General features: G+C 44.9%; 19 protein-coding genes. 12 read left to right on the top strand and 7 right to left on the bottom strand.

What is annotated here, in order from left to right:
• The first annotated feature begins 83 nt into the window (after positions 1 to 83).
• The 7 genes from R7F07_RS05795 (at position 84) to R7F07_RS05765 (ending at position 6,618) form a co-directional block, all read left to right on the top strand.
• The gene (locus tag R7F07_RS05795) at positions 84 to 1,232 is read left to right on the top strand and encodes an iron-containing alcohol dehydrogenase (protein WP_047103556.1); all 1,149 of its coding nucleotides are present in this window, start codon (positions 84 to 86) and stop codon (positions 1,230 to 1,232) included.
• Between the two features lie 294 nt (positions 1,233 to 1,526).
• The gene (locus R7F07_RS05790; RefSeq protein WP_005376394.1) at positions 1,527 to 2,183 is read left to right on the top strand and encodes a lysoplasmalogenase; all 657 of its coding nucleotides are present in this window, start codon (positions 1,527 to 1,529) and stop codon (positions 2,181 to 2,183) included.
• A gap of 162 nt (positions 2,184 to 2,345) precedes the next feature.
• The gene (locus R7F07_RS05785) at positions 2,346 to 3,080 is read left to right on the top strand and encodes an amino acid ABC transporter ATP-binding protein (RefSeq protein ID WP_017820955.1); all 735 of its coding nucleotides are present in this window, start codon (positions 2,346 to 2,348) and stop codon (positions 3,078 to 3,080) included.
• On the top strand, positions 3,080 to 3,877 hold the full coding sequence (locus R7F07_RS05780) for an amino acid ABC transporter permease (RefSeq protein ID WP_005376396.1): 798 nt from the start codon (positions 3,080 to 3,082) through the stop codon (positions 3,875 to 3,877). The genes R7F07_RS05785 and R7F07_RS05780 overlap by 1 nt, the downstream gene beginning before the upstream one ends.
• A 9-nt stretch (positions 3,878 to 3,886) precedes the next feature.
• Positions 3,887 to 4,705, top strand: coding sequence for a transporter substrate-binding domain-containing protein (locus R7F07_RS05775; RefSeq protein ID WP_213972745.1), 819 nt, complete (start codon positions 3,887 to 3,889; stop codon positions 4,703 to 4,705).
• 81 nt (positions 4,706 to 4,786) lie between these two features.
• Positions 4,787 to 5,707: an amino acid ABC transporter permease gene (locus tag R7F07_RS05770; protein ID WP_238843169.1), complete on the top strand. Its 921-nt coding sequence runs from the start codon at positions 4,787 to 4,789 to the stop codon at positions 5,705 to 5,707.
• 92 nt (positions 5,708 to 5,799) lie between these two features.
• Positions 5,800 to 6,618 carry an EAL domain-containing protein gene (locus R7F07_RS05765; protein ID WP_308387360.1) on the top strand — a complete coding sequence of 273 codons (819 nt, stop codon included), beginning with the start codon at positions 5,800 to 5,802 and terminating at the stop codon, positions 6,616 to 6,618.
• A 106-nt stretch (positions 6,619 to 6,724) separates the two neighbouring features.
• On the opposite strand, the gene R7F07_RS05760 is transcribed toward R7F07_RS05765, so the two are convergent.
• Positions 6,725 to 7,258: an RNA-binding S4 domain-containing protein gene (locus R7F07_RS05760; RefSeq protein ID WP_238843168.1), complete on the bottom strand. Its 534-nt coding sequence runs from the start codon at positions 7,256 to 7,258 to the stop codon at positions 6,725 to 6,727.
• Positions 7,259 to 7,484: 226 nt separating this feature from the next.
• Between R7F07_RS05760 and R7F07_RS05755 the strand changes: the two genes are divergently transcribed.
• Positions 7,485 to 8,438, top strand: a complete 954-nt coding sequence (locus tag R7F07_RS05755) for an endonuclease/exonuclease/phosphatase family protein (protein WP_025767799.1) — start codon at positions 7,485 to 7,487, stop codon at positions 8,436 to 8,438.
• Between the two features lie 17 nt (positions 8,439 to 8,455).
• Here R7F07_RS05755 and cra read toward each other — a convergent pair whose 3' ends face one another.
• Positions 8,456 to 9,436 (bottom strand): catabolite repressor/activator, encoded by a 981-nt coding sequence (cra, locus tag R7F07_RS05750; protein WP_086047419.1) that lies wholly within the window; start codon positions 9,434 to 9,436, stop codon positions 8,456 to 8,458.
• Between the two features lie 373 nt (positions 9,437 to 9,809).
• Between cra and fruB the strand changes: the two genes are divergently transcribed.
• From fruB to fruA, 3 genes are read left to right on the top strand one after another with little or no spacing between them, the layout of a single operon-like run.
• Positions 9,810 to 10,943, top strand: coding sequence for a fused PTS fructose transporter subunit IIA/HPr protein (gene fruB, locus R7F07_RS05745; protein ID WP_213962479.1), 1,134 nt, complete (start codon positions 9,810 to 9,812; stop codon positions 10,941 to 10,943).
• Positions 10,944 to 10,952: 9 nt separating this feature from the next.
• A complete protein-coding gene (pfkB, locus tag R7F07_RS05740) occupies positions 10,953 to 11,924 on the top strand; it encodes a 1-phosphofructokinase (protein WP_169628828.1) in 972 nt (323 codons plus the stop codon).
• Positions 11,925 to 11,942: 18 nt separating this feature from the next.
• Positions 11,943 to 13,682 carry a PTS fructose transporter subunit IIBC gene (fruA, locus tag R7F07_RS05735; RefSeq protein WP_318110462.1) on the top strand — a complete coding sequence of 580 codons (1,740 nt, stop codon included), beginning with the start codon at positions 11,943 to 11,945 and terminating at the stop codon, positions 13,680 to 13,682.
• A gap of 82 nt (positions 13,683 to 13,764) precedes the next feature.
• Here the strand turns inward: fruA and R7F07_RS05730 are convergent, their stop codons facing one another.
• From R7F07_RS05730 to R7F07_RS05715, 4 genes are all read right to left on the bottom strand, one after another.
• The gene (locus R7F07_RS05730) at positions 13,765 to 14,475 is read right to left on the bottom strand and encodes a hypothetical protein (protein WP_005376411.1); all 711 of its coding nucleotides are present in this window, start codon (positions 14,473 to 14,475) and stop codon (positions 13,765 to 13,767) included.
• A 175-nt stretch (positions 14,476 to 14,650) separates the two neighbouring features.
• A complete protein-coding gene (locus R7F07_RS05725; RefSeq protein WP_318110461.1) occupies positions 14,651 to 17,710 on the bottom strand; it encodes an efflux RND transporter permease subunit in 3,060 nt (1,019 codons plus the stop codon).
• Positions 17,710 to 18,771 carry an efflux RND transporter periplasmic adaptor subunit gene (locus R7F07_RS05720; protein WP_005376420.1) on the bottom strand — a complete coding sequence of 354 codons (1,062 nt, stop codon included), beginning with the start codon at positions 18,769 to 18,771 and terminating at the stop codon, positions 17,710 to 17,712. Before R7F07_RS05720 ends, R7F07_RS05725 begins: the two co-directional genes overlap by 1 nt.
• Positions 18,771 to 19,844, bottom strand: coding sequence for an efflux RND transporter periplasmic adaptor subunit (locus tag R7F07_RS05715; RefSeq protein ID WP_318110460.1), 1,074 nt, complete (start codon positions 19,842 to 19,844; stop codon positions 18,771 to 18,773). Before R7F07_RS05715 ends, R7F07_RS05720 begins: the two co-directional genes overlap by 1 nt.
• Positions 19,845 to 20,004: 160 nt before the next feature.
• Between R7F07_RS05715 and vdeR the strand changes: the two genes are divergently transcribed.
• Positions 20,005 to 20,733, top strand: coding sequence for an efflux transporter transcriptional repressor VdeR (vdeR, locus tag R7F07_RS05710; protein WP_172563784.1), 729 nt, complete (start codon positions 20,005 to 20,007; stop codon positions 20,731 to 20,733).
• A 70-nt stretch (positions 20,734 to 20,803) separates the two neighbouring features.
• Here the strand turns inward: vdeR and gcvT are convergent, their stop codons facing one another.
• Positions 20,804 to 21,922 (bottom strand): glycine cleavage system aminomethyltransferase GcvT, encoded by a 1,119-nt coding sequence (gene gcvT, locus R7F07_RS05705; RefSeq protein WP_017820967.1) that lies wholly within the window; start codon positions 21,920 to 21,922, stop codon positions 20,804 to 20,806.
• Positions 21,923 to 21,950: the final 28 nt, after the last annotated feature.

The following is a 21,950-nucleotide window of genomic DNA, read 5'->3' as shown; positions in this document are numbered from 1 at the left end:
CAGAAATCGACCTGTTAACGATCGTTAATCAGGACTAATATGCATGTATTCAATCTCCTTCACAGGAAGCAAGAGGGCTAATAATGAACTTTTCTTATGTAAACCCAACCAAGATTTTCTTTGGTCAAAAACAAATCGCTGCAATCAAAGAAGCTATCCCATCCGACCAAAAAGTTTTAGTGGTATACGGTGGTGGCTCCATCAAAAAAAATGGCGTGTACGACCAAGTAGCAGAAGCTCTTGAGGCACATGAATGGCTAGAGTTTTCAGGTGTTGAACCAAACCCAACCAAAGAAACACTCGATAAAGCAGTCGCAATGGTAAAAGAGCATGGCGTTGACTTTATTTTAGCGGTAGGTGGTGGTTCAGTCATCGATGGCTCCAAATACGTAGCAGCGGCATCAAAGTATGATGGTGATGGTTGGGATATCATGATTGGTAAGCACCAAGTCACTGAAGCGACGCCTCTAGCTGCAATTTTGACATTGCCAGCAACAGGCTCAGAGTCAAACATGGGCGCAGTTATCACTAAAAAAGAAACTCAAGACAAACTTCCGTTCATGTCTCCAGCAGTGCAGCCAAAATTTGCCGTGTTAGACCCAGATGTAATGAAAACACTGCCAGAACGCCAGCTTATCAACGGCATTGTTGACGCATGGGTGCACGTATGTGAGCAATACTTGACGCTTCCTACCGGTGCAATGGTTCAAGATGGTTACGCAGAAACACTGCTGAAAACTTTAAAAACACTCGGAGAACAGTTTGCGGAACGAGACGACGATATGTGGCGCGCAAACTTAATGTGGTCTGCTAACCAAGCATTGAATGGGTTAATTGGTAGTGGCGTTCCACAAGACTGGGCAACACATATGATCGGCCATGAATTAACGGCTCTATGGGGCGTTGATCATGCGCGTTCTCTTGCAATTGTCCAACCGTCGTTACTTCGTAACCAAATGCAGTTTAAGCGCCCTAAGTTAGAACAAATGGGTCGCAACGTATTTGGTCTTGAAGCAGGTGAGGATTTAGCAGAGCGCACAATCGAATCTATCGAAGCGTTTTATCATCAACTTGATGTCGCAACTAAGCTCGAAAACTATGGTGAGAGCCGTGAACAAGCTATCGATGCCATCATTGATCAACTAAACAAACACGGCATGACTGTTTTAGGTGAAAACCAGGCGATCACACTTGAACGTAGCCGAGAAATCTTAGAGTTAGCTGTCTCATAACTGCAACAATTCTTCACTGCCCTTCCTAGGGTTTAACGGTATTGTGACTTAACAGTCACAATACCGTTTTTTTATGCTATTTTGTAAGCCACATCACGTTCAAAACGAGGAGGCTTCTAAAAACAACGATTCCCTCCAGACAAAAAATCGGCCGTGTTGGTTAGTAAAGAGACAACTGTCCAGCTTTACACAAATAAAAATAATTGAGATCAAAGAACGAGTTAACTCGTTAATTAAGTTTTGATTTGTTGTAGTGATGTACTACATAATTTTGTCTGTTCGAGAAAACACTTTATGTGGCTAGTTGTTGTCGTATTAGCATTCATACATATCATCAGTATCCGTAAAGGCTCTAAATGGCTCTTTTACGTTTCTAAACCATTACCAGTGCTCTGTATGCTTGGTATTTTAATTCAGTCCCCGGCTTACCCAATGCCATATGCGCATTGGATTTTGATTGGCTTATCGCTCTCGTTGCTTGGTGACGTGTTATTAATGCTCCCTAGAGACAAGTTCATTACAGGATTAGTGCTCTTTTGCTCTGCCCATCTCTCCTATAGTTATGGTTTTGCCATCATGTCAGCGTGGCATTTTACACCTTGGCTCCCAATTGCCTTGTTCGGACTCGGTATATGCGTCTACTGGTTGTTCCGACCGGATCTCGGTAAAGAGAAACGGCCAGTTGCCAGTTATATATTGGTACTGATGACTATGTGCTGGGCTTCGATCGAGTATTATTTGAGTGGGAAAACACAATCCTCCTCTTTTGCAGTGCTCGGAAGCTTTATCTTTATTATCTCTGGCATCGTATTGGCTTTCGAACGCTTTGGAGGACGGTCAATATTTTCACGACAAGTTGTCATGGTGACCTACTATTCTGCACAGACATTAATGGTTATGTCTGTTGTTGCGATTGTTGTTCGTTATCCGTATCTCGTTGAACTGAGTTAGTCATACTCTAGACTGCACCAACATTAAAGAAACATGGATGTATCTTGTAAGCGATCTGAATAGAGTCTTAAAATCATCGCCTAAACATTAGCTTATTCTTAATGAAATTACGCGCACAACTTGCTATTGTAAAAGGATATTTTTCCGTTATAGCGTGCCCCTTTGAAAGAGAATACTCCCGTCGTTGAGTTTAGCGACGTAAATAAGTGGTATGGCGATTACCACGCTCTAAAAGACATCAACTTCTCCGTGCATTCTGGCGAGATCGTCGTGGTGTGTGGCCCTTCAGGTTCCGGAAAATCAACGCTCATTCGTTGCATCAATCATCTTGAATCGATTCAAGAAGGTCAGCTTCATGTGTTCGACCAGCCTTCTCACGCAAAATCTCTCAAGCCCGGTAAAATCGGCATGGTGTTCCAACACTTTCACCTTTTTCCTCATTTGACTGTACTGGAAAACCTCACCTTAGCGCCGATTCGCACACACAAATTATCAAAACAAGAAGCTGAAAAACGCGCAAGACATTACCTAAAGCGAGTCAATATTGAAGAGCAAGCGAGTAAGTATCCTATCCAGCTTTCTGGCGGTCAGCAGCAACGCGTCGCGATTGCCCGCTCCTTGTGTATGGAACCGGATTTACTCCTATTTGACGAGCCAACTTCAGCGCTTGATCCGGAAATGATCAACGAAGTGTTGGATGTCATGGTTGAGCTGGCTCAAAGCGGAATGACGATGATTTGCGTCACGCATGAAATGGGATTTGCCAAAAAAGTAGCGAACCGCGTGGTATTTATGGATGAAGGCCAAATCGTGGAAATGAACTCTCCAGTCGCCTTATTTGAGACACCACAGCATCCACGCACCCAAGCATTTTTGAACCAAATTTTAAGTTACTGATGATAGTTCGCGTAATCAAACCTGTCCTTCAAGCTTTACTGCAAATGACGCTCCTCTTCATAGCGATTGTGTGGGTGTTGGACTCTGGTGCCGACGCTATGGGCTATCAATGGCAATGGGAGCGCGTACCTGATTACATCGCTTTTTATGAAGATGGAGAATGGTGGCCGGCAGAACTTATTGATGGGCTATTGGTCACGCTTAACATCTCGGCTATTAGTCTATTTTTTACCTTAGTATTAGGGTTGGTTACCGCGTTACTAAGGCTTAGCGATTCGAAAGTCGGCAATGTTATTGGTACCACTTATGTCGAAGTAATACGTAACACGCCGTTGTTGGTGCAAATCTATTTACTCTACTTCGTGTTTGGCCCCGTGATTGGTTTGGACCGATTCAGCACCGCCGTTTTGGCATTATCCCTTTTCCAAGGTGCCTACACCGCGGAAATATTCCGTGCAGGTTTAAACAGTATTCCTAAAGGGCAATTCGAAGCAGCACAAACTCTCGGACTATCACCGTTTTACACCTACAAAGACGTAATTTTGCCTCAGGTTTTACAGCGCACATTACCGCCATTAACCAATGAAGTGGTTTCTTTGATCAAAAACTCTTCCATTGTAAGCGTGATGGCGATTTTTGATCTAACAACACAGGCACGCAACATCGTCTCAGAGACGGCGATGCCGTTTGAAATTTGGTTTACCGTGGCAGCAATTTATCTTGCTCTCACTCTGTCACTTTCTGGCTTGTCTGCATGGCTAGAACACAAACTCGGAGCCAGTTGGCGCAAATTATAAGGAGATAACATGAAGTTATTCAAAGCGACCATGACTGCATTATTAGGGCTAGCCATCGCTATGCCTACTCTCGCGAAAGAAGGTGTTGCCACACCCAATGTAGATCAAATCAAAGAACGAGGCACTTTGCGCGTTGGTATGTCAACATTTGTACCTTGGGCAATGCGTAACAAGCAAGGTGAGTTAATCGGTTTTGAAATCGATGTTGCCAAACGCTTAGCACAAGATTCAGGTTTGAAAGTGGAATTCGTACCGACTGCATGGGATGGCATTATTCCCGCATTACTGGCGAAAAAGTTCGACGTGATCATCGGTGGCATGTCGGTTACGCCTGAACGCTCCAAAAGCGTCTTGTTTACTGAGCCCTACTCGCACTCAGGCGTTCAAGTAGCAGCAAACAAAGAACTCGCCTCTGGTTTTAGCGAATTTTCGGATTTTGACTCACGACGCGTAAAAATTGCGGCTCGTCGCGGCGCATTCACCGTTCAAGTAGCCAGAGAAACCTTCCCGAAAGCGAAGATCCTGCAATTTGATGACGACGCGCAAGCGTTCCAAGAGGTGCTGAATGGTAACGCCCACGCGGTCATTGCTTCTAGCCCAAAACCAGAACATGAGACAGTGAAACACAGCGACAAACTATTCCTTCCATTCTCTGAGCGACTATCACAAGGTAACGAAGCCTTTGCAGTTCGCTTGGGGGAAGAAGATAAAAAGGCCTTTTTCAATAAATGGATTGAAGCAAGAACCCAAGATGGATGGTTAAAACAACGTTATGAATACTGGTTCTCGACATTAGATTGGCAAGATCAAGTCGCACAAGGCCAGTAATCTAAATGGCTCGTGGACGCCGCGAGCCTATACTCTCCAATCATCCATTTTACTTTTCCATAACTTATCGGAGTCAAATTTTTGGGCGAACACACTACCACTCGCACAGCACCCGCGAAATCCAGCACAGGCTACCTTTTACCGCAATTAAACACACTAGACTGGGTACTACTTGTTATGTGCGGTATCGGTGGTGTTTGGCTGTACCATCGGTCCGCTGTTGGTGTGCATTATTTGTGGCAGTGGAAAGAGGCGCTTGAATTACTTTTCACGCCTAGAGCAGATGGTGGTTTGCCCTACTTCTTCCAAGGTTTGATTTCGACGTTAAGGCTCAGTATTTGGGGCATCAGCTTCGCATTAGTGTTTGGCACTTTGTTAGGCTTAGCACGCTTCTCTCGTTCCGTTTGGTTGCGCACACCTGCCAATGCGTTTATCCAGTTAGTGAGAAACATCCCTCCGTTGGTGTTTGTTTTTATTTTCTACTTTTTCATTTCTAACCAATTGATCCCGTTACTCGGTTTGGAAGATCTTCTACGAAACTACAACGGCGAACCAAATGCGCTACAGCGCTTTCTATTTGGGCCTTCTAACCTTTGGGAAAACCTTGCCTCTGGCGTGTTATGTGTCGGCTTACTCTCTTCTGCCTACATTGCAGAAGTTGTGCGCGGTGGTTTACAAAGTATCGACCAAAGTCAGTGGGAGGCGGCTGACTCATTGGGCTTGTCTCGGTGGGTGAAATACCGATTTGTTATCGCGCCACAGGTGCTTAAATCAATAACACCTGCACTTGCCGGTCAAACCATCTCTTTGGTGAAAGACACCTCTATTGTTTCACTGATTTCGATACAAGAAATGACGTTTGTTGGGACAGAGATGGCAAATTCATCAGGGTATATATTTGAAATTTGGTTGATTGTCGGCCTCGCTTACTTCTTAATTTGTTTTGGTCTGTCACTTATTTTTCGCCATATTGAAGCAAAATCGGAAGCCATTTCAAATTAACTCAACCGCATATGTAATTAGGCACATTTGATTCTTCAAATCAGAATTGCACCCTGTTACATTGGCAAGATGCTAAATTTTCGGCGTTTTTCATGGAGTTAAAGAATCAATCCGACTACGAGCGATACATAAAACAAGATAATCTTGGTGAATATTACGTAGTTCTCAATCAATTCACTTTTCACAGTGTTTATCAGCCAATTTTTGATAGACGCCAACGTATTATTGGTATGGAAGCCTTACTGCGTATTCGTGGCATTGATGGTTCCCTAATTCGTCCTGACGTGTTTCTGGCCAATAATGGTCTTGATCCCTACTTTCGCTTATGTGTAGAGTTTTTATCTAGAGCAATGCACATTCGAAATTTCGCACGCTATTTCGCAGGGACGCCGATCAAACTGTTTCTTAACGTCATGCCTCAAACGCTACTCACACTAACCAAAGACATGGGCTTTAAAGATAACGGCCTGCTTTACAAACGCCTTTCCGAACTTGGTATGAGCCCATCAGACGTAGTTTTTGAAGTAGTCGAAGAGTCATGCGGAGACACGGATTTATTAATCAAAGCCGTACAGTTAATGAAAGCAAATGGTTTTATCTTTGCTATCGATGATTTTGGCGCCCAACATTCTGATATCGCACGTGTTCAGCAGCTCTGCCCTGACATCATCAAAATCGATCGTTCCTATTTGCTAGACTACTGCGCCGGAGAAACCTTTTCCATACATAGCGCCGTTGATCTAGCGGATCATATGGGAGCAAAAGTCATTATAGAAGGGGTTGAAGAATACGTGCAGCTACAAGCTATGTATCAACTTAATTTGGATTATTACCAAGGCTTTTACTTAGGAAAGCCTTGCGCCATTCATCACTGGACAGATAGCCTAAACATCGAGACGACAGTGCATTAACACTGCCCACTTACAGCACAGTGAAACCAAAAAAGCGCCGATATAATATGCTCGGCGCTTTTTAGTTTTACTCAGATGTCACTTATTTAGTTAAGCGTTCATTTCCCTAGAAAAAGTCAATAGAATTACGTCCACTCTTCGGATCACGAGTGGCTTGCGGTTTGTCTTCTTTTTTGCCTTTCTTAGCAGACTGAGACAACGCTTCTTTCTGCGCTTTACGCTCTTTATGTGCCGCTTTACGGCCAGTTGATTTAGGCCCAGAGGCTTTAGGTGACTTACTTTGACGAGACTTATCTTTACGAGAAGGCTGCGCTTCTTTTTTCGCTTTCTTTTCTGCTTTTTGCTCTGCCGTTTCAGGTTCGGTTACTGGCGCATCGCAAACCACAACATAATATTCCTGGTTAAACTCAAAAAAGTCACCATCATACATCTTGCGGCGCTTACGTGTTTCTAGTTCACCATTCACCGCGACGTAGCCTTCCTCGATGATATGTTTTGCTTCGCCGCCACCGCTGACCAAGTTTGCGATTTTAAAAAGCTTGTACAGTTCGATTGGATGCGCATCAACATCGATGCCAATCGCTTCGATCTCAATCTCTTCGCCTTCTAAATACTCTTCGTGGTCGTAATCTTGGGTCATGTTACTTACTCTTACTATTTGATGCCCTGAAGTTTAAACGCAATGCTTAAAAATAGAAACCTCTGCCGATGTTCAATCACCGATTCGCCTTGGCATTTGAGCACCTCTTAACCCATTTAACTTGTCGCTTGTTAGCTTATATACCGATGCGTAGCTCAAACGAAGCTGCAATTACGCAACCTGAAGGTATATACTCTCTAAGTTATTGTTGAAAAGAGCGAATACTTTGTCTCAACCAAGTAGAATTACCTTTGTCACTGCGAACTTGTTTAATTTTGTCGCACCGCCTAACGCCTACTATGATTTCGAGAACATATACTCGTTAGAGCAATGGCGAGACAAACTTTCGTGGACGCAACGTCAAGTTGAAAAACTGGAAGGCGACGTGATTGGCTTACAAGAAGTATTCAGTATCGAGAAGACCCAGGCATTCTTTTCAACCATCGGCTACCCCTACTTTGCGACCGTTGACACCCCACATGTTGAGGATGAGTACATTTACTCAAGCCCTGTTGTGGCAATCGCCTCTCGGTTTCCAATAGAAAAAGTACAAGCGGTAGAGTTTGACTTAGCAACGCTTGAGCCTTTTGGAGTAAGTGTTGCTCCAGAGTTCAGTCGCAAACCTATCTATGCCCAAGTAATACATCCTGTACTTGGTCATATCGCCGTTTACGTAACGCACCTGAAATCTCAACGCCCGGCCGACTCAGAACAACCAGAAACGTCTAGCACGATTATTGGGCGCTGGTTATCCACCCAGCAAAGAGGCTGGGAAGCAGCGATGTTAAGAGACGCGATGCAAAAGAGGTATCGAAAAGAACCAATGCCGACAGTGTTAATGGGCGATATGAATCAACCTATTACTCCTATCAGCGTTAACAGCGCATTGGTATCCAATACTGGTGACAGCGTCACTGAATTACAACTCAAAGATGGTTGGTTATTGCAAAGTGACACCCTGAAGGATGAACGCCCAGCCACGCACTATCATTTTTCCACTGGGAATGTACTCGACTATATCTTGCTCTCACAAGAGTTTGATACCTTATCAGATATATCGGTTGCCGAGGTTGTTGACTATCAGGTGTCTAACCAACATCTGATCAACCCGATTTATGACAGAGATAAAAACGCCAGCGACCACGCATTTGTGGCGCTGACGGCTGAAGTAAAGCTTTGAGCAACCTATTTAGTTACTTAGTGACGTTTCACAATTTTACGCGGGATAAGTTCTACGCCAGGCTTGTAACGCTTAGCGGAAGCATTGAGTGCTAACTCCATTGCGCTGTCCGCGATCAACTCAAACTGTTGAGGCAAAGAGTTGATTTTCACAGGCAAAAAGTCCAGCAGTCGATTATCACCAAATGTCGCTAAACGCACCTTTCCCATCAGTTCTGGTTTTTCTAGCATTACATCCAACACACCTTCTAATAGTGTGTATGACGTTGTAACAATGGCATCTGGCAATGCGTTCTCTGTTAACCAACTCTCTAAGACTTTCTTGCCTTCTTCCCGGGAGAAGTGTTGTCCATAACCCACTGTTGCCGTTTTGCCACCTTGTTGAGAAGCAGATAGAAAACCGAGCTCACGCTCTTTTGAGACTTGAAGATCTTGCAATGCACCGATTAAGCCAATGGACTTAATATCTTCGGACAGTACTGACTGAGTGAGTTCAAGTGCGGCGTCAAAATCTTCGCTGATGACACAACAAAAGTGCTCATCATCCATTGGACGGTCTAGCGCGATAACTGGCGTACCAGAATTTTGCAACTTAAGATAATACTCGTTTGCAGTGGGCATACCACTTGCCACAAACAACGCATCAATACGACGACTGACTAATGCTTCCGCCACCTTTTGCTCTGTATCAGGATCATCATCAGAGCAGCCAATCAAAATTTGGTACCCCGCTTTCCGGGAGTTTTGCTCTATCAGTTTTGCAAGACGCGCATAACTGGTGTTCTCTAAGTCTGGGATGATAAGCCCAAATGAGCGTGAATTACCTGCCCGCAAGGAAGACGCCGCATGATCTGGCTTATAATTGTACTCTTCTACAACGGCCATCACCTTTTTCTGAGTCTTCTCGCTGATGCGGTATTTCTGCGCTTTTCCGTTAATCACATAGCTTGCAGTTGTCTTAGAAACACCCGCTAATTTGGCTATTTCATCCAGTGTCATATTCTAAACCTTATTCTGTGCGCGCGATCATATTAATACATCAACGATCTTTCGATAAGTTGAATTATAAGCTGAACCGATTCAGTATAAAAGCTGAAAGGATTCAGCAAAACTTAAAAATTGACGTAAATCACCCGAACACGCAACAAACCAATTTGTGAGCTAGGCTATAGGACAGCGGCAAAGGCTCGTTTGTTAACGTCAGTTTTTAAAACAGTTTTTCTGAGTCTTTTAAAAAATTTACCAACAAGCTGAATCGATTTAGCTTGAAATATAAAAGGTTTGAGGAGTGATAAGCGCTCAGAAGAAGCGGCGTTCAACTTCTCACACAGAATACATTTTTAAATTGATACCTTAAGGCTGGAGAAGCACCATGCTTAAGCTAAATAAGAACGACATTGCCCTCTCGCAATCAGCGACAGATAAGTTTGAAGCAATAAAGAGTATTGCTCATAGCCTGACTGATAAAGGCCTAGTTGAGCAAGGTTACGTTGAAGGCATGCTAAACCGTGAAAACCAAAACTCTACGTTTTTGGGGAACGGTATTGCCATACCGCACGGTACAACCGACACTCGTGCAATGGTGAAAACAACGGGTGTTGCTGTGCACCACTTCCCACAAGGTGTCGACTGGGGTGATGGCAATACTGTGTTCGTCGCTATCGGTATCGCAGCTAAATCTGATGAGCACCTTGGCATTCTTAAACAGCTCACCAAAGTGCTAGGCGCAGATGGCGTAGAAGAGCGTCTGCGTAATGCAAAAAATGAAGACGAAATCATCGCCCTACTGCACGGTGATGTTCAGCTTGAAGCAGACTTTGACGCTTCTTTAATTCAACTGATGTTCCCTGCGAGCGACATGCTACAGATGAGTGCTGTTGCTGGTGGTCTGTTGAAAAATACGGGATGTGCTGATAACGAATTCGTTGCAGATCTCGTTACCAAACAACCAACTCACTTAGGTAACGGCCTGTGGTTAATTGGCAGTGACAAACATGTCACTCGCACAGGTGTGTCATTTGTCTCGACGGCAAACGACTGCGAATATGAAGGTCAAAAAGTGCGTGCACTTGTCGCGTTCGCGGCATGTAACAATGCTCACCAACCTATCCTAAAAACGCTTTCTAATATTGTGTTTAACAATGAACACGGCAAGCTTTTAGATGCATCAGTAGAACAGATTCTTGCTTTGTTCAAAGGTGAAGAAGTCACAGCTGCATCTTCAGAAGAAGGCAATACCGCTGTATTTAAAATCAAAAACTCTCACGGCCTACATGCTCGTCCGGGGGCAATGTTAGTCGCAGAAGCGAAAAAGTTTGAATCCACTATACGTGTTTCCAACCTAGACGGAGATGGAAAAGCAGTAAACGCGAAGAGCCTAATGAAAGTCATCGCGCTGGGCGTTAAGCACGGTCACCAACTTCAATTTACAGCAGAAGGCCCTGATGCCCCGCAAGCCTTGGAGTCTATCGGAAATGCAATCGCTTCTGGCCTTGGTGAAGGTTAAGGACCCGATATGACAAACAAAACAAATAAGGTTGTCACTATTACGCTCAACCCGGCATTGGATTTAACAGGTTCAGTAAATGAACTAAACGTTGGTTCCGTGAGCTTAGTACAGCAAAGCAATCTCCACGCGGCTGGTAAAGGCGTAAACGTAGCGAAAGTATTGAGCGATTTAGGCGCAGACGTCACGGTTACCGGCTTTCTCGGTAAAGATAACCCTGAGCTATTTCATCAGCTTTTCAATGACATCAACGTTAAGAATGAATTTGTGGAAGTAAAGGGTGCCACTCGTATCAACGTTAAGCTGGTTGAGGCCAATGGCAACGTCAGTGATATCAACTTCCCTGGCGTTCAAGTAGCGGCCGACGAAATTACTCGCTTTGAGGAGACACTATTTCGTCTAGCGGAGACGCATGATTACTTTGTACTTGCAGGTAGCTTACCTGGAGGCGTAACCGCCGAACAATGCGCTGCATGGATAGAAGCACTGCATCAACAAGGCAAAAAGGTGTTGTTCGACAGTAGCAAAGCCGCATTGAAGTCAGGTATTGAGGCTCACCCATGGTTGATTAAGCCTAACGATGAAGAACTTGGTGATTTTGTTGGCGAACATCTAGCAACACCTGAACAATGCCAAGCTGCAGCGCAAACACTGAGCGACAAAGGCATAGAAAACATCGTGGTTTCTATGGGACCTGACGGTGTTATGTGGCTCAACCAAGGCGAATGGCTTAGTGCAAAACCGCCTCGAATGAATGTAGTGAGCACCGTTGGCGCAGGCGATACGCTGGTCGCTGGCTTGTGTTGGGGCCACATGCAACTGATGCCTAAAAACGATTTATTGCGCTTCGCTACGGCACTTTCTGCTTTGGCAGTTAGTCAAGTTGGCGTAGGGCTAACCAGTCAGGAAGAACTGGAAAATATCAAGCGACAAACTGAAGTTAGCGCGCTTTACCCTATTACAAACTTAGAACAAAACTAAGGAACAGAAGGTTATCGTATGAATATTGCCATTATTACTGCCTGTCCGAGCGGTGTAGCAAATAGCATCCTTGCGGCAGGATTACTAGAACAAGCCGCCGCAAAATTAAACTGGAATGCCAAAATAGAATGTCAATCAAGTGTGGTTGAACCAACACTATTGACGGAAGCTGACGTTGAACAAGCAGAAGTCATTGTCATTGCGGCAAATACTAGCGTCGACACTTCTCGTTTTGTAGGAAAAAAGGTTTACCAAGCGGAAATTAGCGAAGTAGCAAAAGACGCAACTGCGTTTCTCCAGCAAGCGGTTGAAAACGCCACTTTACTTGAAAAAGCAACCACACTTGCAGCCCCTATCACTGCAGATACAACATCAGCATCAAAGAAGATTGTTGCAATCACGGCATGCCCTACTGGCGTTGCGCATACCTTTATGGCGGCAGAAGCTTTAGAAGAAGAAGGCAAGCGTCGTGGCCATCAAATCAAGGTGGAAACTCGTGGTTCAGTTGGCGCTAAAAACCAACTGACTGAGCAAGAAATTGCAGATGCCGATCTGGTGATCATTGCTGCGGATATTGAAGTGCCACTTGATCGCTTTAACGGCAAAAAGATGTACCGCACGAAAACAGGCCCAGCTCTGAAAAAAACAGCCGAAGAGATGGACAAAGCATTCGAGCAAGCCACGATTTACCAACATTCAGGTTCTGCAAATTCTGCTTCGGCAGCAGACGAGAAGAAAGGCGCTTACAAACACTTGATGACAGGGGTATCGCACATGCTGCCTGTGGTTGTCGCTGGTGGTTTGATCATCGCCCTATCGTTCGTGTTTGGTATTGAAGCATTTAAAGAAGAAGGCACACTAGCAGCAGCCTTGATGAACATTGGTGGTGGCTCTGCATTCGCATTGATGATTCCTGTACTTGCTGGCTATATTGCGTTTTCAATCGCTGACCGTCCTGGTCTCGCTCCTGGTCTTGTTGGTGGTATGCTAGCAAGTTCTACTGGCGCAGGTTTCCTTGGCGGTATCGCGGCTGGTTTCATTGCTGGTTACGCAGCGAAACTCCTCGCAGATAAGGTGAAACTGCCACAATCGATGGAGGCGCTTAAACCGATTCTGATCATTCCATTTGTGGCAACATTGTTCACTGGTCTTGTGATGATCTACATCGTAGGCGGCCCAGTTTCAGGCATCATGAACGGCCTGACTGACTTCCTAAACAACATGGGTTCTGACAGTGCAGTACTACTGGGTATTATCCTTGGCGCAATGATGTGTTTCGACCTAGGAGGCCCGGTAAACAAAGCCGCTTACGCATTTGGTGTTGGCCTTCTGGCTTCACAAACTTACGCGCCAATGGCGGCAATCATGGCCGCAGGTATGGTTCCTGCGCTAGGTATGGGTTTAGCGACCTTCATTGCGAAGAACAAATTTGAACAAAATGAACGTGAGGCAGGTAAAGCATCATTTGTCTTGGGCCTTTGTTTCATCTCTGAAGGCGCAATTCCATTTGCTGCGAAAGATCCAATGCGCGTGATTCCATCTTGTATGGCAGGTGGCGCACTTACTGGTGCCCTATCGATGCTATTCGGTGCGAAATTAATGGCACCACACGGCGGTCTATTCGTGCTGCTAATTCCTAACGCAATTTCACCAGTATTAATGTATTTAGTGGCTATTGCAGCAGGTACAGCGGTAACTGGCTTTACTTACGCATTCTTAAAAAGCAAAGCAGAAGCGAAACAAGAAGTCGCAGCTTAATTAGAGCGACTCCGGTTAACAATGCTACCCTCGAATTTGGCATTTAGCACCTCCCTTTAATTCCGGTTAAGGGAGGTGTTTTTTATTCCGCAGCCGGAACGGCTACAATGTCTACTTCCCCACTGCTCATATCCACCGTTGCTTGATAAGCGCTATGCGGGTCACCGTAGTGCTTGAAGGTAAAGTGGTAAACGTTAGCTGGCGTCCACAAGGTTTTTGACTCTGCGGGCAGAATGTCATAGCCGTCTTGCTGATAAAGCTCTGTCGCCATTACATTTGCGATTGCCGCCTGCTGGTTAGCGTCTCGATCCACCTTTGGCTCTAGTGACGGGTTACTTGGATAAGACTCACCGTTGTAACTCATGAGTCGATATGAGCCATTACTCCAAACGATAAAGTCCTGCCAACCATTACTGTAACTGTCGGCTAGTACAATAGGCGTGCGAGTTACCGACATTCGATTAATAACGTTTCCCTCATTATCAAACATATATGCAGAGCAGCCACCACTACCACAGAAATAGCGATCTTGAAGCAACACTATGTGTTCTGCCTTTCCGTCGCTGTTTAGGTCGGCGCTACCCGATAGATAACGTAGATTGTCTTGCTCGAGCGACAGCCCTTCAGGGGCTAAAACCTTACTATCAATCCAACTGGAAATTACTTCAGCACTAACACTGTTGACTTTAGGGGCAGGTTGTTTGGTTTCTGTCGGCATGCTATCCGTCGCGGTGCAGCCAACCAAGGTGAAAGAACCAACGAAGAAGAGTCCGTTTAATATGCGCTTATTCATGTAATCTCAATCTTTGATGTGTCGTTACATCAGTATACGCATGATTTGCATTGTAATCGTAAGAAAATCATTAAAATCAAGCAAATGAATGGTTTGGTATATATTAGTAAGATCAAAAAAGCCCCGAAGAAAACCTTCAGGGCTAGGCAGGAAGCTGGCAAATAGCCAGGAGTCCCTATGCAGTGGTCGGTTTTACCCTAAACAGAATTGCAAACATCACTGGCACCACTATCAGTGTCAGTACAGTAGCAAAACCAAGACCTGCCATAATCGTTATTGCCATCGAGCCAAAGAAGGCGTCGAAGACCAGTGGAATCATCCCCAAGATAGTTGTTAGTGCCGCCATACTTACCGGACGAACGCGGCTTATCGCACTATCAACAATCGCGAGGTAAGGATCTTTACCAGACTCCAACTCAAGGTTAATTTGGTCAAGCAACACAATACCGTTTTTCAAAATCATGCCACTTAGGCTTAACAAACCAAGGAATGCTGTAAAACTGAACGGCATGTTCGTGGTAAGCAAACCAAAAGCAACGCCAATGATCGCTAACGGAACGGTGAACCAAATGACCAACGGCTTTTTGATTGAGTTAAACAGTAAAATAGTAATGATGAACATCAACAAGTAACCCATCGGCAATGAACCGAATAGGCCTTCTTGTGCATCTTTGGATGATTCGTACTCACCACCCCATGTGATTTCGTACCCTTCTGGAACATGCAATGCCATCACTTTAGGCTGTACACGAGCAAATAAGCTTGCTGCCGTGTCGTCACTCAACACATCATGGTCCGCGAGAACGGTTAACGTACGCTTACGGTCACGACGCTGAATTAGCGGCTCACTCCAATCCAGTTGAACGCCATCAATCACTTGATCAACCGGAATATACGTTTGCAACGAAGGACTCCAAATGGTCACGTTTTGTAGTGATTCAAAATCTACGCGTTCTTCTTCAGGAAGGCGTGTCATAATTGGCAACGTATGTGTACCATCACGCAAGTAACCTAAGGTGCTACCACCAAACGCCATTTGCAGTGTGCTTGAAAGATCTTCTTTCGAAATACCTAAGCGACGAGCTTTAGACTCATTGAAAACGGGTACAAGTTCCTTGGTGCGCTCTCGCCAATCGTGACGAATGTTTCGAGCACCAGGGTCGGTATGAAGGATGTCTTCAACTTGCACCGCCAAGTCACGTAAAACTTGTGGTTCAGGGCCAGTAATACGCGCTTCGATCTTAGACGCTGGTGATGGACCAAATTCCATCAATTTAAACTGGAACGTAGGCGCATCAAATGTTTTCGCCAGATTCGCATCTAACTTATGCAGCAAACCAAACATTTTCTCACGATCAGTCGCGCGAACTTGGAACTGAGCGTACGCTTCGTAACTTTTTTCTGGTTGATAGGTTAAAGCAAAACGCTGTAGGCCCTGCCCAATCGAAGCAGAAACAAAGTCAATATCATCTTGCTGACGAATGTAGCTTTCGACCTCTTCAGCTTTTTTGATCGTTTCACGGATGTCAGTACCCTCTGGCATCCACATATCCACGTAGAACATCGGCGTATTCGATGGTGGGAAGAACTGCTGTTTTACATTACCAAATGCCACGACAGCACCCACTAATAGCGCCACCATGCCAGCAACGGTAAGCCAGCGGAATCGCAATGCAAATTTCAGCGATGCCCCAAATACGACAAACAACCAGCCTTTATAAGGATCATCTTCGCTAGTACCTTGCTCTTTGTTTTCCTCTTTCAACAAAAGATCGGCAAGGAAAGGCGTCAGTGTAATAGCGGTAATCCAGCTTAAAAATAGTGAGAAACACAGCACCCAGAATAGAGAGCCCATGAACTCACCTGTCGCATCTTGCGACAAGCCGATAGGTGCAAAAGCCGTAATTGCAATAACAGTTGCGCCCAGCAAAGGCCATTGTGTTTGCTTTACAATATCGACAGCCGCTTGAACTTTGGTACGCCCTTTCTTTAGGCCAACCAATATGCCTTCCACGACAACAATCGCGTTATCAACCAGCATACCCAAGGCAATAATTAACGCGCCAAGAGAAATACGATGCAGTTCGATGTTGTTGTAATTCATCAAAATGAAGGTACCAAATACCGTCAATAACAACACAACTCCAATGATGACACCACTGCGTAAACCCATAGTAAACAGCAACACAATGATTACGATCGCCACTGCCTCCGCTAGACTAATTACAAACGCTTTAACAGATTCATCCACCTCATTGGCTTGGTTGTAAAAGTAGTTCATATCGATGCCAGCAGGCTTGATAGACTCAAGGCTCGCGAGCTCCGCATCCAAACGTTCACCAACCTCAACCACGTTCACACCCGATGCAAACGAGATACCGATATTAATCGCTTTTTGACCGTTAAAGAGTACGACGTTGCTTGGCTTCTCTTGAATACCGCGAGAAATCGTTGCTACGTCTTTTAGACGAATTAGATTTCCTGTGTCACGGCCATGAATGATCAGATTTTCTAGTGCTTCTACAGTGTTTAAGGTGCCGCTTGGGCGAATAACAAGGCTTTCGCCATTGACCATCACTTCACCTGCTGAAACCACATTGTTTTGCTGGTTCAACAAGCTCGAAACCACATTCATGTCTAAGTTCAGTGCAGCAAGGCGATCAAGTGAGATCTCAACGAATAGCATTTCTTGCTGATCGCCCGTGATGTCTACCTTACCAACACCATCAACAAGCTCGATTTCACGGGTCAGGTAATCCGCATAACGTTTCAGCTCTACATAGTCGTAATCGTCACCAGTGAGCATTAACATCACGCCATAAACGTCACCGAAATCATCAATGACCTGTAAAGACTGAACACCTTGAGGCAATGATGGTCGTAAATCATTAATTTTACGGCGCATTTCATCCCAAATTTGCGGCAGTTCATCAGGACCATAGTCCATTTCCATGCTCACCGTTATTTGAGACATACCATTAGAAGACGTAGAGGTAATTTTGTCGATATAAGGGAGTTTTCGAATCTCTTTTTCTAGAGGATACGTCAGCTCTTCTTCAACTTCTTTTGACGTCGCGCCAGGGTATGTTGAGATGATCATGGCATCTTTGATCGTAAATGCCGGGTCTTCTAATCGTCCAAGCTCCAAAAATGACGTTAAACCACCAACAGCAAGGATAATAATGAACAACCAGCTGATGACTTTGTTTTTTATTGAATACTCAGCAATGTTCATTATTGGTTATTCTCCACAACATCCACATGTTTACCTTCGCGTAATTTACGCAGATTTGAATTAATCAGAATATCGCCCTGGCTAACACCTGACGACACAATGGCTCCATTGCCATTCACTTGAGAAATCATGACAGGCACTCGTGTGACAATGTCACCTTCTTTTTTCCACACAAAGAACTCATTCCCTTCACTGCCTGCTTGAAGCGCCGTGACAGGAACACTGTAACCATCAATAGAGGTAATGCCCGCCTTCACCATATCGACCAAAACGCTTACGCTGGTTCCCGGCAATATCTCTGTTTTTGGCTGTGGCATCGTCAAGTACATTTCGTAGGTTTGAGTTTCAGCGTTGGGTTCACTTGTGTGCTCTAAATAGTCCAAAGCAAATCTGCCATCGATTCCGGAGAAGGTTGCTCTAGGCTTGTAGCTCATGCTGTCTGAGTTTGGGTCTACCATCGCTAAAACATTGTCAGAAAGCTCAATGCGCACGTAAACCAAATCGTTTTGGTATAGGTTTAACACGGGTTCACCAATTGCCACACGCTCAAAACGTTCTTTGAAAACATCGGATACTTTACCGGCGAACGGGGCGAATAAACGGGTGTAATTCAATTGATTGGTCGCGTTATAGAAAGTAGCCTCAGCTAGCTCTTTATTGGCGGTTAGCTCATCAAGTTCCGCTTTTGAAATCATTTGACGTGCATGCAAGTCTTCACCGCGTTTAAGCTGACGAATTGCAAGTGTGTATTGTGCTTCTGCGTCATTCACGGCTTGCTTCTCTTTGCTATCATCTAGCTTTGCGATCATTTGCCCCTGCTTAACAACGTCACCCGCTTTAACCAATACGTGCTGAACTTCCCCAGCGCGGCGAAATGCCATTGGCGTTTGCTCTGCAGGCACTACTATGCCTTTGAACGCGCGATGTTGACTTTGTACTGGTGCATCCACCGAGATAGTCGACACAAAAAGTGGCTGCTCGACGATAGCTTGGTTTTCATTTTTGCACCCTGTTAAAACTGCAAGTGCAATCGCAGAGATCGTAAGTAGAGAACGTTTCATTAAATGCCTCCCTCACGAACCCAAGCTTTCACCACTTGTCCTTCAACCAGCCTCTCAACACCAGCAATAACAACGTAATCATTGTTATCAAGCCCGGCTTTCACACCACCTGCTGCATCAAGTGAAACTGTGACTTTATTGATCTGCTGCGTGCTTCTGTCCATTACCCAAACTTCACCTTGCGTCCCATTTTTGTTGACCCAAGCAGACTGAGGTAACGTCATCGCGTCCGATACATGTTGTTTAGCAATGTGTACCTGCCCAGTCATACCTGTCAGCAAATTGCGATCTTCTGGTCGAGTGATGGTCACGATCGCCTCATAACTATTGGTATCGATGTTTGGCTGCGTCGAAATTTCTTTAAATTGCCCAGGGATACGTTTTCCTGGCTCGCTATCCATCGTCACCCACATATCGGAGTTTTGCAGTGACTCAAGTGATACAGATTCCGCATAACTTACTGGCAAGGTGAAAGATACATCCAACGTCGTGTTATCAATGAGATTCAAGATCTCCTGCTTCTCTGCTACTACTTGAAACGGGTTGACATAGGTATATGACACAATGCCATCAAACGGTGCGTGAATTTTGGTATAGCTCAAATCGGTTTTAGCTTGTTCGTAGTTCGCCAATGCCGCTTTATATTGAGTTTCTTTCTGATCGTACTCATCAGTACTAATGAGTTTTTTTCCGTAAAGGTTTTTCGCGCGGTCCCATTGTGTTTTCGCTAACGCGTACTGCGCTTGAGCGGCATCTAACGCAAGCTGAAGATCTTTAGGGTCTAACGTTGCGAGCACTTCACCTTTTTGGACTTTTTGACCCATGCGTACACGTAATTCATCAACCTCTCCACCAACCTGAAAAGAAAGCTGCGCGCGATGTGTTGCATCAATACGCGCTAAAAAGGCGTGCGAGTCTTCAAGTTCTAGGTCTTTCACCGCCAGTAATTTAACAGGTTTGATTAAAGGTTCAGACGGCTCAGAAATGGCTTTATTACACCCAGTTAGCATCCCAGAAAGACTTAATGTCACCACTGCGCCAACTAAAGTGCGCTTTAAATATTGTTTTCGCACCCGCTTTCTCCGTAGGTTTTATATATTACACAGCCGTGCAGTATAAGCAGAATTTGAAATTGATCAACATATTTTCCAGGTGGATAGCAAATTAATTAGTCAAAGCGTTCGGTTTCTGGTAAAAGTAAGCGCGTGATTAATATTCGGGAAAATTCGAACTATGAATGAAAGAAAGCAGGGGCGTAGAAGTGCTGAAGCAGCAGAACAAACTAAGTGTCTGATCCTTAAAGTGGCAGCAGATATGTTTTGTGAACTTGGTTACGAGCGTGTCTCGCTGCGCAATATCAGTGAAAAGGCTGGTGTTTCACATAGTTTGATCCGTCACCACTTCGGCAGCAAAGAGAAAATCTGGCAAGCGGTTAGCGATGCAATGGACGAGTTCATGCAGTGCTATATGGCTGAACTCATCAATGAAATGCCGGAGAACACACCTTCGAATAGAAAAATTTATCTGTTTATGGTTCGCATGCTAGCATTTGCTCTTGTCAACCCTCACCCAGTACAGATGATCGCCGATGCTATTCGACAAGGCGATGACGGTGCTCTGCTGCAGTATTTCTTAAAGTCAAAAGATGAGTTCGCTGCGATATTTACCGGAATTTTCGAGCAGTACAACAGCGAAAACCCTAATGCACAGTTTGATCAGTGGGAATCAAAGTGGCAAATGTTGATCTTCGCACATGGTGCTGTCAGTCTCGCACCAATGATGCAAGAAACATGGCCGGATATTGCAGATAATCGCGAAAAACTGCTGCTCAAGCATTGGGAATTGTTTAATACCATTATGGCCTCTCAATTTGGGATCCCAAAAGAAGAGATGATTCATCCGGAAAAGCTTGAAGATATCGTTATTGATATGTGCTGTACTATTGATGAAGCAGTAAACTAAAAGCAAACAAGCGAAAAGAAGACATAAAAATGCCGAGCTACAAAGCTCGGCATTTTTGTTTCAATTCGTTTTAACCACGGTAGTAGCGTTGTGGTACGAACGGCATTTTTTCAACTGTCATTGGTAGCATTTTGCCACGCACTTCAGCGAACACTTCAGTACCAATCGCCGCCAAATCCGCACGAACATACCCCATTGAGACTGGCTTACCTGCATTCGGGCCCGCCGTACCACTGGTTACAACGCCAATTTTAACGCCGTCAGCATCAAACAGTTCAACACCTTCACGCACTGGCGCTTTGGTTTGACCTACTAGACCCACACGCTTACGCGCCACATCTTTAGTCTCAATCTGCTTAAGAATAATGTCTGCGCCAGGGAAACCACCTTCACGTTCACCACCAATACGACGAACTTTTTGGATACCCCATAGCAAGCTCGCTTCAACAGGTGTTGTTGTTGTGTCTAGGTCATGACCGTATAGACAAAGGCCACACTCAAGACGAAGCGAATCACGAGCACCAAGGCCAATCCATTCAACTTCATCTTCCGCAGTCAGTTTCCGTGCTAGCTCTTCCGCTTTGTCAGCAGGAACCGAAATTTCGTAACCGTCTTCGCCTGTATAACCACTACGAGAAACAATGCACTCGGCGCCTAAAATATCGACTTTACGAATATCCATGAACAGCATTTCAGAAACTTCTGGTGCAAAACGCGCCAATACAGCCGCCGCTTTAGGGCCTTGAATTGCAAGTAGAGCTCGGTCTTCGATAATTTCTAGCTCAACACCAGATGGTAAATGCGCTTGTAGGTGTGCGATATCTTGCGCTTTACATGCTGCGTTCACAACCACAAACAGATGATCGCCTAGGTTAGCCACCATCAAGTCGTCCATGATGCCGCCCTCTTCATTAGTGAAAAAAGCGTAACGCTGTTTACCAGACTCAAGATCCACAATATCCACTGGGACTAATGTTTCTAGGAACGCAGCTGCACCGTCACCAATTAGGCGAAGCTGTCCCATGTGAGAAACATCAAACAGACCTGCCGCATCACGAGTATGTAAGTGTTCCTTCTTTACGCCTAGAGGATACTGAACAGGCATATCGTAACCCGCGAACGGGACCATTTTGGCACCAACTTCAACGTGAAGTGCGTGTAGTGGTGTTTTCAGTAGTTCTTGAGTCATTTTCGTCTCCATTTAGATAGACCCGAGA

Origin of the sequence: Vibrio sp. YT-16 (assembly GCF_033337405.1) — a bacterium.
GTDB classification, from domain to species: Bacteria; Pseudomonadota; Gammaproteobacteria; order Enterobacterales; family Vibrionaceae; genus Vibrio; species Vibrio alginolyticus.
Note: the sequence above shows the minus strand (reverse complement) of the source record. Positions and strands in the feature narration are given on the sequence as shown.